The sequence below is a fragment of the Halalkalibacter oceani genome (genome assembly GCF_023715705.1).
Lineage (GTDB): Bacteria > Bacillota > Bacilli > Bacillales > Bacillaceae_D > Halalkalibacter > Halalkalibacter oceani_A.
Window position 1 is genome coordinate 1 of sequence record NZ_JAMBOS010000033.1, and the last position, 13,789, is coordinate 13,789.

The 13,789-nt window shown below is 46.6% G+C and carries 11 protein-coding genes, 16 tRNA genes and 1 rRNA gene; all 28 read left to right on the forward strand.

Features of this window, described 5'->3' with window-relative positions:
• Nucleotides 1–291: 291 nt before the first annotated feature.
• The 28 genes from rrf (at nucleotide 292) to M3212_RS19795 (ending at nucleotide 13,700) form a co-directional block, all read left to right on the forward strand.
• Nucleotides 292–407: ribosomal RNA gene (gene rrf, locus M3212_RS19660) — 5S ribosomal RNA — on the forward strand.
• 11 nt (nucleotides 408–418) lie between these two features.
• Nucleotides 419–494, forward strand: a tRNA-Ala gene (locus tag M3212_RS19665).
• 13 nt (nucleotides 495–507) lie between these two features.
• Nucleotides 508–600: transfer RNA gene (locus M3212_RS19670), tRNA-Ser, on the forward strand.
• A gap of 226 nt (nucleotides 601–826) precedes the next feature.
• Nucleotides 827–900 (forward strand) — tRNA-Met (locus M3212_RS19675).
• 7 nt (nucleotides 901–907) lie between these two features.
• Nucleotides 908–984 (forward strand) — tRNA-Asp (locus M3212_RS19680).
• 19 nt (nucleotides 985–1,003) lie between these two features.
• Nucleotides 1,004–1,085: transfer RNA gene (locus M3212_RS19685), tRNA-Tyr, on the forward strand.
• 14 nt (nucleotides 1,086–1,099) lie between these two features.
• Nucleotides 1,100–1,175 (forward strand) — tRNA-His (locus tag M3212_RS19690).
• A 15-nt stretch (nucleotides 1,176–1,190) separates the two neighbouring features.
• Nucleotides 1,191–1,265: transfer RNA gene (locus tag M3212_RS19695), tRNA-Gln, on the forward strand.
• 4 nt (nucleotides 1,266–1,269) lie between these two features.
• Nucleotides 1,270–1,341, forward strand: a tRNA-Gly gene (locus tag M3212_RS19700).
• 10 nt (nucleotides 1,342–1,351) lie between these two features.
• Nucleotides 1,352–1,428, forward strand: a tRNA-Arg gene (locus tag M3212_RS19705).
• Nucleotides 1,429–1,621: 193 nt separating this feature from the next.
• Nucleotides 1,622–1,692 (forward strand) — tRNA-Gly (locus M3212_RS19710).
• A gap of 20 nt (nucleotides 1,693–1,712) precedes the next feature.
• Nucleotides 1,713–1,789: transfer RNA gene (locus tag M3212_RS19715), tRNA-Ile, on the forward strand.
• Nucleotides 1,790–1,903: 114 nt separating this feature from the next.
• A tRNA-Asn gene (locus tag M3212_RS19720) sits at nucleotides 1,904–1,978 on the forward strand.
• A gap of 1 nt (nucleotide 1,979) precedes the next feature.
• A tRNA-Ser gene (locus tag M3212_RS19725) sits at nucleotides 1,980–2,070 on the forward strand.
• Nucleotides 2,071–2,072: 2 nt separating this feature from the next.
• Nucleotides 2,073–2,147 (forward strand) — tRNA-Glu (locus tag M3212_RS19730).
• Between the two features lie 190 nt (nucleotides 2,148–2,337).
• Nucleotides 2,338–2,413: transfer RNA gene (locus M3212_RS19735), tRNA-Lys, on the forward strand.
• A 5-nt stretch (nucleotides 2,414–2,418) separates the two neighbouring features.
• Nucleotides 2,419–2,500: transfer RNA gene (locus M3212_RS19740), tRNA-Leu, on the forward strand.
• A gap of 314 nt (nucleotides 2,501–2,814) precedes the next feature.
• Nucleotides 2,815–3,807, forward strand: coding sequence for a LacI family DNA-binding transcriptional regulator (locus M3212_RS19745; RefSeq protein ID WP_251195660.1), 993 nt, complete (start codon nucleotides 2,815–2,817; stop codon nucleotides 3,805–3,807).
• A 23-nt stretch (nucleotides 3,808–3,830) separates the two neighbouring features.
• On the forward strand, nucleotides 3,831–4,733 hold the full coding sequence (gene rbsK / locus M3212_RS19750) for a ribokinase (RefSeq protein ID WP_285874814.1): 903 nt from the start codon (nucleotides 3,831–3,833) through the stop codon (nucleotides 4,731–4,733).
• Between the two features lie 41 nt (nucleotides 4,734–4,774).
• Entirely contained in the window at nucleotides 4,775–6,286 is a 1,512-nt protein-coding gene (locus tag M3212_RS19755) for a sugar ABC transporter ATP-binding protein (protein ID WP_251195662.1), read from the forward strand.
• Nucleotides 6,283–7,245, forward strand: a complete 963-nt coding sequence (locus tag M3212_RS19760; RefSeq protein WP_251195663.1) for an ABC transporter permease — start codon at nucleotides 6,283–6,285, stop codon at nucleotides 7,243–7,245. The genes M3212_RS19755 and M3212_RS19760 overlap by 4 nt, the downstream gene beginning before the upstream one ends.
• Nucleotides 7,242–8,186 (forward strand): ABC transporter permease, encoded by a 945-nt coding sequence (locus tag M3212_RS19765; protein ID WP_251195664.1) that lies wholly within the window; start codon nucleotides 7,242–7,244, stop codon nucleotides 8,184–8,186. The genes M3212_RS19760 and M3212_RS19765 overlap by 4 nt, the downstream gene beginning before the upstream one ends.
• A 19-nt stretch (nucleotides 8,187–8,205) precedes the next feature.
• The gene (locus tag M3212_RS19770; RefSeq protein WP_251195665.1) at nucleotides 8,206–9,240 is read left to right on the forward strand and encodes an autoinducer 2 ABC transporter substrate-binding protein; all 1,035 of its coding nucleotides are present in this window, start codon (nucleotides 8,206–8,208) and stop codon (nucleotides 9,238–9,240) included.
• A 14-nt stretch (nucleotides 9,241–9,254) separates the two neighbouring features.
• On the forward strand, nucleotides 9,255–9,767 hold the full coding sequence (locus tag M3212_RS19775; RefSeq protein ID WP_251195666.1) for an ureidoglycolate lyase: 513 nt from the start codon (nucleotides 9,255–9,257) through the stop codon (nucleotides 9,765–9,767).
• 15 nt (nucleotides 9,768–9,782) lie between these two features.
• Nucleotides 9,783–11,099, forward strand: a complete 1,317-nt coding sequence (locus tag M3212_RS19780) for an ArgE/DapE family deacylase (protein ID WP_251195667.1) — start codon at nucleotides 9,783–9,785, stop codon at nucleotides 11,097–11,099.
• Nucleotides 11,100–11,119: 20 nt separating this feature from the next.
• On the forward strand, nucleotides 11,120–11,851 hold the full coding sequence (locus M3212_RS19785) for a glutamine amidotransferase (protein ID WP_251195668.1): 732 nt from the start codon (nucleotides 11,120–11,122) through the stop codon (nucleotides 11,849–11,851).
• Between the two features lie 143 nt (nucleotides 11,852–11,994).
• The gene (locus M3212_RS19790; RefSeq protein WP_251195669.1) at nucleotides 11,995–12,702 is read left to right on the forward strand and encodes a response regulator transcription factor; all 708 of its coding nucleotides are present in this window, start codon (nucleotides 11,995–11,997) and stop codon (nucleotides 12,700–12,702) included.
• Nucleotides 12,699–13,700 carry a sensor histidine kinase gene (locus M3212_RS19795; protein ID WP_251195670.1) on the forward strand — a complete coding sequence of 334 codons (1,002 nt, stop codon included), beginning with the start codon at nucleotides 12,699–12,701 and terminating at the stop codon, nucleotides 13,698–13,700. The genes M3212_RS19790 and M3212_RS19795 overlap by 4 nt, the downstream gene beginning before the upstream one ends.
• The last annotated feature ends 89 nt before the right edge of the window (nucleotides 13,701–13,789 follow it).

The following is a 13,789-nucleotide window of genomic DNA, read 5'->3' on the forward strand; positions in this document are numbered from 1 at the left end:
TCTGGTGTGGAAGCGTGGCGACACGTGGAGCTGACAGATACTAATCGGTCGAGGACTTATCCAAGCAATTCTTGATACTTGTACAATCATGATCTAGTTTTGAAGGAATCAAGCCCATGTCCCCTGTTTTTGGGGACTGGGCAAAGCAATGTGCGGAGTCGCTACAGGTTTTAAAAGTCTAGAGAGGAGTGGGGTTCTCCACTCTAGACGAGTAGCGCACGGAGCCATTGCGATCTTCCCCGATATAGATTGATCAAAGAGTGCCTAACGAGGTAATCTGAAGATCAAATGTCCGGTGGCGATAGCGAAGAGGTCACACCCGTTCCCATGCCGAACACGGTCGTTAAGCTCTTCAGCGCCGATGGTAGTTGGAGGCTTCCTCCTGCAAGAGTAGGACGTTGCCGGACGTACATAATATGGGGCCTTAGCTCAGCTGGGAGAGCGCCTGCCTTGCACGCAGGAGGTCAGCGGTTCGATCCCGCTAGGCTCCACCATATTGTCTTTAGTGGAGGAATACCCAAGTCCGGCTGAAGGGATCGGTCTTGAAAACCGACAGGCGGGTTAAACCGCGCGGGGGTTCGAATCCCTCTTCCTCCGCCATCATTTCTTTATTCTTAAGCCAGCTAATGGTAAAATAAGAGTAATGTCTATCTAAAAGATGGACAAGTTGTCCAAGTACTTTTTAGCGACGCGGGGTGGAGCAACAAGCAAAGCATCCGCCGAAACAGCGACGAGTAAACTCGACGCATGAAAGCTTCCTTGAATAGTCAGGAAGAGGAGAGTTCTAATCTCCTTTGAGAAACATCATCCGAATACTTAATAACGACGCGGGGTGGAGCAGTCTGGTAGCTCGTCGGGCTCATAACCCGAAGGTCGGCGGTTCAAATCCGTCCCCCGCAATACCATTGGTCCGGTAGTTCAGTTGGTTAGAATGCCTGCCTGTCACGCAGGAGGTCGCGGGTTCGAGTCCCGTCCGGACCGCCATTTTTTTCGATTTTATAGTGGAGGGGTAGCGAAGTGGCTAAACGCGGCGGACTGTAAATCCGCTCCCTCCGGGTTCGGCGGTTCGAATCCGTCCCCCTCCATTTAGTAGTGTGTGGCGATTGTGGCGAAGTGGTTAACGCACCGGATTGTGGTTCCGGCATTCGTGGGTTCGATTCCCATCAGTCGCCCCATTTATACATAAGTTTTGGGCTATAGCCAAGCGGTAAGGCAACGGACTTTGACTCCGTCATGCGCTGGTTCGAATCCAGCTAGCCCAGCCATTTCGCGGAAGTAGTTCAGTGGTAGAACACCACCTTGCCAAGGTGGGGGTCGCGGGTTCGAATCCCGTCTTCCGCTTTACTAATAAGCGCCCTTAGCTCAGCTGGATAGAGTGTTTGACTACGAATCAAAAGGTCGGGAGTTCGAATCTCTCAGGGCGCGCCATTTTATCATCTCTATGTTGATGAATATAATTGAAAATGTGCGGGTGTAGTTTAGTGGTAAAACCTCAGCCACGAGCGACACATCTGTGAAAAGTCTCCGAGTTGCCTCGACGCATTAAGCTTCGAAGGATAACCGGCAGAGGAAGAGGCATGTTAGTTGCGTGCTGAAATAATAAAACTATAATTAAAAATGTGCGGGTGTAGTTTAGTGGTAAAACCTCAGCCTTCCAAGCTGATGTCGTGAGTTCGATTCTCATCACCCGCTTTTAGTTTTTTAGCTATTGGGGGCCTGTAGCTCAGCTGGTTAGAGCGCACGCCTGATAAGCGTGAGGTCGGTGGTTCGAGTCCACTCAGGCCCACCATTCCCACAGTAGCTTAGTGACAAGGAAAGCTTCGTCGGAGGGTCACCAAGATGTCTTGGACAGCTGACATCGAAGCGAGACTGTCAAGAGGAATGAAGCAACATCAATGAATATTCCACAGTAGCTCAGTGGTAGAGCAATCGGCTGTTAACCGATCGGTCGTAGGTTCGAGTCCTACCTGTGGAGCCATGGAGAAGTACCCAAGTGGCTGAAGGGGCGCCCCTGCTAAGGGTGTAGGTCGCGCGAGCGGCGCGAGGGTTCAAATCCCTCCTTCTCCGCCAGTGGCCCGTTGGTCAAGCGGTTAAGACACCGCCCTTTCACGGCGGTAACACGGGTTCGAATCCCGTACGGGTCACCATTAGATCCCCAGCAATGAAAACAGCAAGAGCCATTCGCTCAGTGACGAGCAAAGCTTCTGCGATAAACTTCGAGTTGTTCCGACGCATCCAGCAATCAACGCGTTGCAGGAAGAGGAAGGGACAGGTAAGACATCGAAGTAAAAAGCATCGTCCGTAATCATCATGAAAAGCAACACTGAAAAACAGCAAGAGCCATTAGCTCAGTTGGTAGAGCATCTGACTTTTAATCAGAGGGTCGAAGGTTCGAGTCCTTCATGGCTCACCATGTAGGCGGGTGTGGCGGAATTGGCAGACGCGCTAGACTTAGGATCTAGTGTCTTATGACGTGGAGGTTCAAGTCCTCTCACCCGTATTATGAAAAGCCGTAAGACAGATCAAAATGATCTGCCTTACGGCTTTTTTGTGAGTGGGTTTCGATATTATGGAGAAAAAGCGCGTCAGGTAATCTGACGGATAAGTAGATATCCTTTCTAGGTCCGTTATAATGAACGTAACTGAAATATGTAACGGGTTACAGTTTTTCAGAAAGTAAGTTGACATTGTCGTAAAGCACAATTATACTGAAAATTAAAATTAATCTTTATGTTTTGTCATTTTTTTATTGCGAAATGTGTAACGGGTTACAGATTTTTATAATTGATGTGTAACCCGTTACACAAAAGGGAGGTGTTTCCAACAACTATTCGCGAAGTTGCCAAACGTGCTAATGTGTCCGAAGCGACGGTCTCGAGAGTCATCAATAAAAAAGGTTATGTTGGAAAAGAAACATTGAAGAAAGTCGAAGCGGCAATTGCTGAGCTAAACTATACGCCTAATGAGGTCGCTCGAATGTTGTTCAAGAAGAAATCGAATACGATCGGTCTCCTGATTCCTGATATTACGAACCCCTTTTTCCCTGAATTAGCAAAGGCGGTTGAGGCTGTGGCGCAGAGGCTTGGATATTTGCTGATCCTTTGTAATACCGAATCCAATCCGGAAACGGAAAAAAAATATGTGAGAGAGCTGACACATAAGTATGTCGACGGGCTGATCATTATGAATCAGAACAATGAGGACATTACTTATGATGACCTGCCGTTTCCAACATTGTTTCTCGACCGGGTTCATGATAAAAGGGTACTTTCCGTTTCTTCCCAAAACAAAGAGGGAGGACGGATTGCGACCGAATATTTGCTACAGACTGGCAGCAAGCGCATCCTGCATATTCGCGGCCCACATAATGTGACAACGGCGACGGAGAGAGCAGAAGGCTATCAGGAAGTTATGAATGAAAACAATCTTACAGCTCAAGTGATGGAATGTGATTATGCCACAGAGGCTGCTTATCAATTAGGTAAGTCGTTATTTGAAAAAGCGGTCGAATATGATGCGATTTTTGCAGGGAATGATTTAATTGCTGCCGGTGTACTGATGGCTGCCAAAGAGCATCATATTTCCGTTCCGGATGAGTTGCAAATTATTGGCTATGATGGAATTGATCTTTGTAAGCATACGAGTCCCCAGCTGACGACAATTCAGCAGCCGATTTATAGGATGGGTGAGCAGGCAGCGATCTTACTTATCGCCAAAATTGAAAATCAGCTGCAGGAGAAAGAAAGCAGTAGCCATTCCTTCCCGGTGGAATTGATTCAACGGGGCACAACAAAGCCATTGAGGTAGTAGTAAAGGGAGAGAGAGATACATTGAAAAATATATGTTTAAAACCGCATGTCGTAGTAGTGGGAAGCATCAATATGGATTTTGTCGTAACTGCGGCAAAGTGGCCGACCCCGGGCGAAACGATAGTAGCTACGAGCTTCAATGTTTTTCCGGGGGGGAAGGGCGCTAATCAAGCTGTTGCCTCTGCGCGCGCTGGAGCAAAAGTATCCTTCGTAGGCGCAGTCGGTGCCGATGATCTGGGGCAAAATGCATTGCAAAATTTAGAAGCTCATTCCATTAATACAAAGCATGTGCATGTGAACGAAGAATGTAATACCGGCAAAGCGTTAGTAACGGTTGTCAATGGCGAGAACTCGATCATTATTGATGAGGGGGCAAATGGCAGCTTAAATGAAGTCAACATTGAACAGCTTACAGCACTTTTTACAGAAGCGGATATTGTGTTAATGCAAAATGAAATTCCGTTTCGAACGCAGGAAAAGGTTGTTGAGGTGTGCGGAGAAATCGGTGTTCCAGTTGTGTATAATCCGGCTCCCGCACGTAAACTGTCACGATCATTTCTCGAAAAAGTACAGTATTTGACGCCAAATGAGCATGAGCACCGGGCGATTTTTTCAACGGATGAGCACATGCGGCAGGCTTTTCAACAGAAAGTGATTCAGACGAAGGGCAAGAATGGAATTGACTTCTGGGTTAATCATGATTTGCGGCATATTGACAGCTTGAAGGTTACTGTTGTTGATACCACTGGCGCCGGTGATACGTTTAACGGAGTATTAGCAACAGAGCTGGCACGTGGTTATGAGCTAGAGCAGGCCGTGATGACTGCAAACATCGCAGCTGCCCTTTCGGTACAAAAGAAGGGAGCCCAGACGGGAATGCCGACGGAGACTGAAATCGCCAAAGCTGTAAAACAGCTTAAATGAGAGAGCTTAATTGGTGAACGCATCAAGAAGGGGAGGGTAACATGACAAGCTTGATCTTAAAAATGTCTGGGATTGATAAATCCTTCCCAGGTGTAAAAGCATTATCGAATGTCGACCTGGAGCTTTATAAAGGGGAAGTCCACGCCTTAATGGGAGAGAATGGAGCGGGGAAGTCGACCCTAATGAAGATTCTCTCCGGTCTTTATCAACCGACGGACGGAACATTTTATGTAAAAGGAAAGGAAGTCCGGTTTCAATCGCCTGCCGATGCTGAAGACGCTGGTATCTCAATGATTCATCAGGAGTTTAATCTGTTTCCAAACTTAACGGTGGCCGAGAATATTTTTATTGAACGTTCGTCGATTTTAGGAAAAGCGGGCCTGATCAACTGGAAATCCATGTACGACAGAGCACAGGCACTGATCGAATCATTGGGGGCAACGATCGATGTCCGCGATAAGGTGCAAGATTTAAGTGTGCAAAGCCAACAGGTTGTTGAAATTGCCAAGGCGATCTCCTTTGATGCTGACATTCTAATTATGGACGAGCCTTCAGCTGCCTTGCCGGAAAATGAAGTGAAAAATATGCTGGAGGTTGTCAGGCGATTAAAGGAAAAAGGGGTGGCGATTGTATATGTCTCCCACCGTATGCCCGAAGTATTTGAAATTGCGGATAAAGTGACAGTGTTACGTGATGGAAATAAAATTGCGACAAAGCCTGTACAGGAGACGACCCAGAGTGAACTGATCAGCATGATGGTCGGGAAGGCGGTGGACGAGCTTTATCCGAGCAAAACGAAAGCGATCAGTGAGGACGCTGTGCTAGCAGTGCAGGATCTGGAAATCACCCCTCGCCATCAGGTGAGCTTTGAGTTAAGGAAAGGTGAGATCGTTGGTCTGTTCGGTCTGGTGGGGGCAGGTACCCACAATGTCGCCCAGCGTTTGTTCGGCTTAAAAAGAGGCGGAGGAACAATCAGCATTAATGGGAAAAAGGTAAAAATCAGCAGGCCAAAACAGGCAAAGAAGAATGATATTGGTTATGTGCCGCCTGACCGTCATCGTCATGGTCTCGTAAAGGAAATGACTGTCCAGGAAAATTTGACGCTAACCATCCTTGAAAAATTATCTTACTATTCGAAACTGAACAAAAAGAAAGAAAAAGAAATCATCCAAACATATATTCAGGATTTGCAAATTAAAACACCACACGAGAAACAGGTCGTCAATTTACTCAGTGGAGGAAATCAGCAGAAAATTGTTCTTTCAAAATGGCTCGTCACCCATCCAAAGATTTTAATTTTGGAGGAGCCGACGCGTGGGGTCGATGTCGGAGCAAAAGCGGAAATCTATGCCCTGATTCAAAAGCTGGCAAATGAAGGGATGAGTATCCTCTTTATCTCGACTGAAATGCCAGAGGTCATAGGGATGAGTGACCGGATTCTCGTGATGCACGAAGGGGCAATTGTGAAGCAATACAGCTATGGCGAAGTCGAGCAAAATGAGCTTTTGGCGATTGCTTCGAGTCCGGACGGAATTGAGGTGAAAACAACATGAAAAGAATTTTGAGCATTCATGAGGCACCGATTATCTTGTTTACATTGATCGTCTTTTTCATCTTTACGACCCTCTCTCCCAACTTTCTACAAATGTCGAACTTGCAGACGATTCTCCTGCAAATTACGATAACGGGAATTATTGCGATTGGGATGACAATGGTCATTTTATTAGGAGGGATGGATCTATCCGTAGGAGCGGTGCTTGCCCTTGTCGCGACGATTGTTGGTCTGCTGGTGAATGCGGGAGTGAATATATGGCTCGCTGTATTACTGGGTATTGTGGTAGGGGCATTATGCGGGGCAATTAACGGCTTCATTATTACAATGTTCAACATTCCAGATATTATCACGACTTTGGCGACGATGTACATTTTTCGCGGAATTGCCGTATTCGTTAGCGGTGGAGTATGGGTGACCAACTTCCCAAAGGAATTTGAATTTTTAGGACAGGGGAAAATACTCGGCATTTCTTTTCCGATTCTTGTCTTGTTTATTCTGGCATGTGGCTTTGTCCTGATCCTCGGATTTACAAGATTCGGCCGACGAATCTATGCGATTGGCGGGAATAAGAATGCAGCCCGTCTTTCGGGGATGGCGATGAAGCGGACAAAGTTTTTAGTCTATTTGTACAGTGGGATGCTCAGTGCGGTTGCCGCGGCGATCTATGCTTCAAACGTCGGAAGCATACAGGCGTCCACTGCCGCGTTAAATATCTCCTTTGATGTGATTGCTGCCGTTTTAATTGGCGGTGCGAGCATTTTCGGCGGAACTGGTACAATCGTCGGCTCGATGTTTGGTATTTTATTGCTCGGCATCATTCAGAACGGTGTGATCATCAGCCAGTTTTCTCCCTATTGGGTTGATGCGATTACCGGTATGCTAATCATTGTCGCGATTATTATTAATTCATTAAAGCGGTGGAAGGATAGCTTGAAACTGGAGGGTAAGCTCAAATGATCACGATAATGAAAAAAACGATCCACCCTTTCGTCAATAATCAAATTGTGATATTGTTACTGCTTTTAGTTGGACTGAGTCTTTTCTTCCGCCTTCAGTCTCCGTACTTCCTGACACAGGGAAATATTTTTAATATATTAAGCCAAATTGTTGAAATTGGACTGATTGCCATTCCGATGACCTATGTCATTATTTCAGGAAACATGGATTTGTCGGTGGGCTCGATAATGGGATTAGCCGCTGTTGCCTTAGGGATGTTTCATACGACGGCCGGTCTTGATATTTGGCTTAGTGTGATTCTCGCTCTTATCGTCGGGATTTTATGCGGGGCTTTAAACGGGCTGCTCATTGCCAAATTCAAAATGCAGGCGATCGTCGTCACGATTGGAACGATGGTCATGCTGCGCGGCGTCATTTATGTTCTGACTGAAGGACGGCCGATCAGCGGCTACCCGCCGGAGTTTTATTTTTTAGGACAAGGTCAGCTGGGCGGTCTCCCATTTAATACGCTTGTGCTCGTTATTGCCTTTGCAGTAGCGTACTACCTAATACGTCAGACACGCTTCGGCCGTTATACGTATGCGCTCGGGAACAATGAAGAAGCTGTTCATTTTTCCGGTATTAACGAAGTTCGAACACGCTTTATCATTCTAGTCTGTAATGGCTTCTTTGCCGCTCTTGCCGGGGTCTTTCTCGTTTCACGCCTTGCTACGGCAGAAGCAACAACAGGGAGCGGGATTGAGCTTTCTGTCATTACAGCCGTATTAATCGGTGGCACACACATTTTCGGCGGAAGAGGAAGTCTGGTCGGAACGATGATCGGGGTTGTCATCATTGGCGTCTTAAATAATGGGTTAAACCTGATGGGTGTCTCAAGCTTATTCCAAATGGTTATTTTAGGGTTGTTTATTCTAATTGCTGTAAGCAGGCAAAAATCATAAACGAAATGAGGAAGAAAAAATGAAAAAATGGTTAGTTGCTAGTCTATCAATCTTTACTGCTTTTACATTAGTAGCGTGTGGGTCTGAGGATCAGCCAAGTCCGGCAGGAGAAGGCGCTGGTGAAGAAGTGGCAGAGGGGACAAACTCTTTCTTTATTAACCCGAAGTCGATTGGTCCGGCTTATTTTACGGCAGCTGAACGCGGAGCTGAGCAGGCAGGGGAAGATTTAGGTGTAGAAGTTATTTTTAACGCTCCAACGGAAACAAGCTCTTCTGATCAAATTAATATGATTCAGGACATGATGATCCGTGAAGTTGATGGAATTGGTATTTCACCGAATGATGGAGAAGCGGTTGTCCCGGTCATTGGACGAGCAATCGAGCAAGGGATCCCGGTTGTCACATGGGACAGTGACGCTCCTAATTCAGAGCGGGCGTATTATGTCACTCCAGCAACTGATGCGGAATTAGGAGAGGCATTTGCCGAGGAAATCGCCAATCAGATCGGCGGGGCCGGAAATGTAGCATTTATGGTTGCCGGATTGGGCTCGACCAACCAAATTGACCGTGTCGATGCGGCGGAAGCTTATTTTGAGGCAAATTATCCGGACATTACAATCGTCACTGTAGTAGCAAGTGACGATGATCAGCAACGTTCTTATGATAATGCACAAAATCTGTTAAACACGTATCCAGAGCTTGATGGAATTGTCGGCTTTGCCGGTGGTGAGCCTCCGGCAGCTGCCCAGGCTGTTGCTCAGGCGATTCAAAACGGCAGTATTGAAGCTGGGTCAATTGCGATTACAGGCTTTGCCGTTCCCAGCTTAGTTGAAAATTATATTGAAGAAGGGATTATTGAAAAGATTATTACATGGGACCCGGCCATGCTTGGTTACGTTTCTGTATATGTTTTAAATGAATTAGCGAATGGAAACGAAATTCCAGAAGGTGAGCTGGAAATTGAGAATATCGGCAGCGTCAGAGTGGAAGGACAGAATATCTTTACTGGAACGATTGATTTAACAGAAGAAAATATCGGCGAATTTGATTTTTAATCCGGAGGTGATGAATGATGGAAACGATTCAGGTCGAACCACTTACAGCTTCAAGCTTTGAACCATACGGGCGCTGCTTTGAAATCCCGGATGCCCCTCCTTCAAAAGAAGGAGAGGGGTGGGATTGCTGGAGTTATCTGGCGAATATGGAAGCCACAACACGCGTCGGGGTCGGGATGGTCAGGACGCAGAAAAGAGAGCTGATTGTCGATTCAATGGAACGGCATGTCAGCCGTGAGGAAATTTTGCTTCCTTTGTATGATGAGATTATTCAGCCGGTCGGATTATATCGTGATCTTGCAGATCCTGATGAAGCACCTGAAATTCAAACCGTGAAATGCTTTCTCTTAAAGCCAGGTCAAGGCATTATAATCGGAAAAGGAATTTGGCATAGTCCGGCTTATCCGGTAAACAGGGATACTGATTATTTATTCATGATCGAAAACAAAAAGGATGCTTTCGGGGATGAAATGATCAACCCGTGGGAGAAGTTCATCGGTGAACGGAAATTTAAAATGAGAGTATAGAAAAGAGGATGTCATATGAATGAAAAAGAGAGAGTGCTAAGCTGGATTGATGAGCATCGAGATGACATTTTGACGACGTTAAAAGAGCTCATCAATATTCCCAGTGTCAACCCCTGGTTTGGAGAAGCGACGGAGCTTTCGGACGAAAAAGGGGTGCAGGAGTATCTTGCAGATAAGATGAAAAAGCTTGGGGCAGAAGTAGAGCAATGGGAGCCAAATGCGGAAGCTTTGCGTGAATATGAAGGAAGAGCAGGCTACTATCCAGGAAGAGACTTCACGAACAGACCGAATCTTGCGGCGACCTTCAAAGGAGAAGGTGATGGAAACTCTCTGCTCCTGTTTGGACATATTGATGTCGTGAAGGAAGGATCAAATTGGACGAAGCCGGCATTTGCCGCCGAAATTAGTGATGGTAAACTATATGGCCGCGGTGCCGTCGATATGAAGGGTGGCGTCGCCTCCATGATCTCGGCGGTAGAGGCTTTAAAAAAGGCGAATGTGCCGTTAAAAGGCGATGTAGTAGTTGGTACCGTTGTTGACGAGGAAGCCGGCGGGATGGGGGCTCTCGATTTTATCGCCCAAGGCTATCGCACTGACGGATGCATTTTGACAGAGCCGACCTCGCTGCAAATTGCGCCATTATGCCGCGGCATCTTATGGGGGAAGCTGATTATCAAAGGACGGGCTGGTCATATTGAAATGCCGAAAGCCGACTGGAAAGATGGCGGAGCAGTTGATGCGATTGAGAAGGCTAAGCTAGTGATGAAAGGGATTGATGAGTTAAATGAAAAATGGAGTGTGGAAAAAACACACCCACTTTTGCCGATCCCTTGTCAAATTTATCTTGCTCAAATCCAGGGCGGCGAATATCCAACGGCTTATGCGAACCGTGTTGAAATTACGTTTAATGCGCAATACTTGCCATCTGAGAGGGATGCCAATCTTCTTGGTGGCAGGGTGAAGGAAGAAATCGAGACCTTGATGAAAAAAGTTGCGGAGCAGGATTCCTGGTTACAAGCCAATCCAGTTGAAATTGAATGGCTGATTGATGCCGATTGTGCCGAAACAGACAGTGAACATCCATTCGTTCAACAATGTGCTCATTCCCTTGAGCAGCTGGACAGAAAACCCGTTATCGAAGGGCTTTGTTTTCATACCGATATGGGCTGGCCGGTGAATGTGGGGATTCCGACGATTAATTTCGGTCCGGGGGATCCGCGAATGGCTCACCATAGTGATGAATTTGTCCCGGTCGACGAAGTGATTGAGGCGACGAAAATGATTGCGCTGACGATGATCGACTGGTGCAAGGTGAAAGAGGAAAGCGACTAACAATAAAGGAGTTAAACAAGATGAAACTATTATTTATTGGTGAATCATGGGTGATTCATATGATTCATACGAAAGGTTATGACAGCTTTACTTCAACAAAGTACGAAGAAGGAGCGACACAGCTGCTAACTTGTTTAAAGGATGAAGGGATTGACGTCACATATGTCCCGGCTCATGAGGTGCAGGTTCGCTTCCCGCGTACGCTCGAAGAACTGAAAGACTATGATGCGATCGTGATCAGTGATATAGGAGCCAACTCATTCCTTTTGCAAAACAGTACCTTCTATCAGATGGAAATCGTGCCAAATGCATTGGAACTGATCAAGCAGTTTGTCGCAGAGGGCGGCGGATTGGCGATGATTGGCGGTTATCTATCGTTTATGGGCATCGAAGGAAAAGCGAATTACAAAAACTCTCCATTGGCCGAAGTGCTGCCAGTGCTGATGGAAGATGGTGATGACCGTGTTGAAATGCCACAAGGTTTCCGGCCCGAGGCGGCTAAGAAGCATCCGCTCGTGGACGGATTTGGCCAATGGCCAACCTTGCTTGGCTATAATCGCTTGAGCGCCAAAGAAAATACAGACATTCTATTACAACATGAAGCAGACCCTATTTTAGTGCTCGGCTCATATGAAAAAGGAAAAACGGCGATATTCGCCAGTGACTGCGCACCACATTGGGGTTCTCGTGAATTTGTAGAGTGGAAGCATTACTCCGCGTTTTGGGGAGGGTTGATGAAGACGTTGGTTTAATAGATTCTTGAATGAAGCCGAGTGTAAGCCCGGGGCAAAAGGTGGAATCCACTTTTTGACCCGGGCTCTTTTCGCGCAGCTTTAAGCCCTTTGTCGAAACGCCGGTTCTGTGCCATAATGATTTTGGACAAAGAGGTGACACCATGCAAAAGATTATGATTATCGAAGACGATCCGAAAATTGCCGAGCATTTGCAGTCTTATCTGATTAAGTATCGATATGATGTGAACGTTGTCGAGGATTTTCTGCGCGTAATGGAAGTGTTTAACGAATATCAGCCTGATCTCGTGCTGCTCGATATCAATTTGCCGAGCTATGACGGCTATTACTGGTGCCGGCAAATTCGTAAGGAATCGATTTGCCCTGTTATTTTTCTATCAGCGAGAATTGGTGAAATGGATCAGGTGATGGCCTTGGAAAATGGGGGCGATGATTATATTACGAAGCCATTTCACGCCGAAGTGGTCATCGCCAAAGTACGAAGCCAGCTGCGCCGTGCCTATGGCGAGTACGCGGTGCAAAGAGAAGAACGGGTATTGGCGAAAGAGGGATTGACACTCTATCTCGAAAGGCTGGAATTGACATTTGCCGATAAGACGGCATCGTTGTCCAAAAAAGAAGCGGATATTATCGAAAGCTTACTGGAGCGTCATCCGCGTATTGCCGGCCGGGAGGACCTGCTGGAGAAGCTGTGGGACGATCAGGCCTATGTCGACGAAAATACATTAAACGTCAACATTGCCCGTGTCAGGAAGAAGTTTCAGGAGCTGGGCTTACCCGATGCTGTGGAAACGGTAAGAGGCGCAGGATACAGGCTAAACGTTTCCACGTTAAAAGGTGACGGGCAATGATATTATTCCTCAGAGAGCATTTTCTTCTAATTCTTGTGCAAGTCGTTCAGTTTGCCCTTATCTTTGCCCTTTATTGGCTCGACGGAAATCGCAATTTGAGTGTTGGTCTATATGCGGTCTTTATCGGCTTGTTCTTTTTAGCATGCTATTTAATTTATCATTATTACAGTCGCCGGATGTTTTACAAAAGGCTGAGTGAGTCGTTTGTCTCGCTGGAGGATTCGATCCGCCGCACGGAGCAGAGCCCTGTATCAAGTGCGCTTGATACGTTGTTGAAAAATCAGTACAAGCATTACGAGACAAAGATAAAAAAATTAGAGCATCAGCAGGAAGAGCATCTTAAGTATATCGATCAATGGGTTCATCAAATGAAAACCCCCCTCTCGGTAATTGAATTGACAGCACAGACACTGGACGAACCGGATTCATCGAATATTCGGGAAGAGACCCAGCGCATGCAGACGGGATTAAATACCGTACTATATATGGCACGGCTGCGCTCGATAGAGCAGGATTTCCATATTAAGCCGGTGTTAGTAACCAAGGTTGTCAATGAGGTGAATGGAGAAAATAAGCGCTTTTATATTCGCAATAAAGTCTATCCGAAGCTGAATGTCGAAAGAGAAGGAATCGTTGTCGAAACGGATGAAAAATGGCTGTTTTTTATCGTGTCGCAGCTTATTCAAAATGCGGTGAAATATTCGAGTGGCAAAAGCAACAGCATCATCATTTCGATCTATGAACGGGGGGAAGAGGCTGTCCTCGAAGTGAAGGATTTCGGTGTCGGGATTCCGGACGTGGACAAAAAGCGGGTTTATCAGCCTTTCTTTACCGGGGAAAACGGCCGTCTGTTTCGCGAATCAACAGGAATGGGGCTCTATGTCACGATGGAGGCCGCGAAACATCTTGATCACCGGATCGAGCTTGAATCGGAGCAGGGAGAAGGGGCGACCTTCCGCGTCGTATTTGCGCCGACGCAAAACCTTACAGGCATGTAAGGAAAGTGAAAGCTGAATCAATAGTGCATAAGCGGGCAGCGGCGCTATACTGGTCACAGATCAAATGCATGGAAGTGAAAGGAGATCCT

What these genes read in the sequence shown, in the direction of transcription:
- M3212_RS19780 (WP_251195667.1), top strand. Translation starts at nt 9,783, where the DNA reads ATGAATGAAAAAGAGAGAGTGCTAAGCTGGATTGATGAGCATCGAGAT.
- M3212_RS19770 (WP_251195665.1), top strand. Translation starts at nt 8,206, where the DNA reads ATGAAAAAATGGTTAGTTGCTAGTCTATCAATCTTTACTGCTTTTACA.
- M3212_RS19760 (WP_251195663.1), top strand. Translation starts at nt 6,283, where the DNA reads ATGAAAAGAATTTTGAGCATTCATGAGGCACCGATTATCTTGTTTACA.
- M3212_RS19775 (WP_251195666.1), top strand. Translation starts at nt 9,255, where the DNA reads ATGATGGAAACGATTCAGGTCGAACCACTTACAGCTTCAAGCTTTGAA.
- M3212_RS19790 (WP_251195669.1), top strand. Translation starts at nt 11,995, where the DNA reads ATGCAAAAGATTATGATTATCGAAGACGATCCGAAAATTGCCGAGCAT.
- M3212_RS19755 (WP_251195662.1), top strand. Translation starts at nt 4,775, where the DNA reads ATGACAAGCTTGATCTTAAAAATGTCTGGGATTGATAAATCCTTCCCA.
- M3212_RS19795 (WP_251195670.1), top strand. Translation starts at nt 12,699, where the DNA reads ATGATATTATTCCTCAGAGAGCATTTTCTTCTAATTCTTGTGCAAGTC.
- M3212_RS19785 (WP_251195668.1), top strand. Translation starts at nt 11,120, where the DNA reads ATGAAACTATTATTTATTGGTGAATCATGGGTGATTCATATGATTCAT.
- M3212_RS19765 (WP_251195664.1), top strand. Translation starts at nt 7,242, where the DNA reads ATGATCACGATAATGAAAAAAACGATCCACCCTTTCGTCAATAATCAA.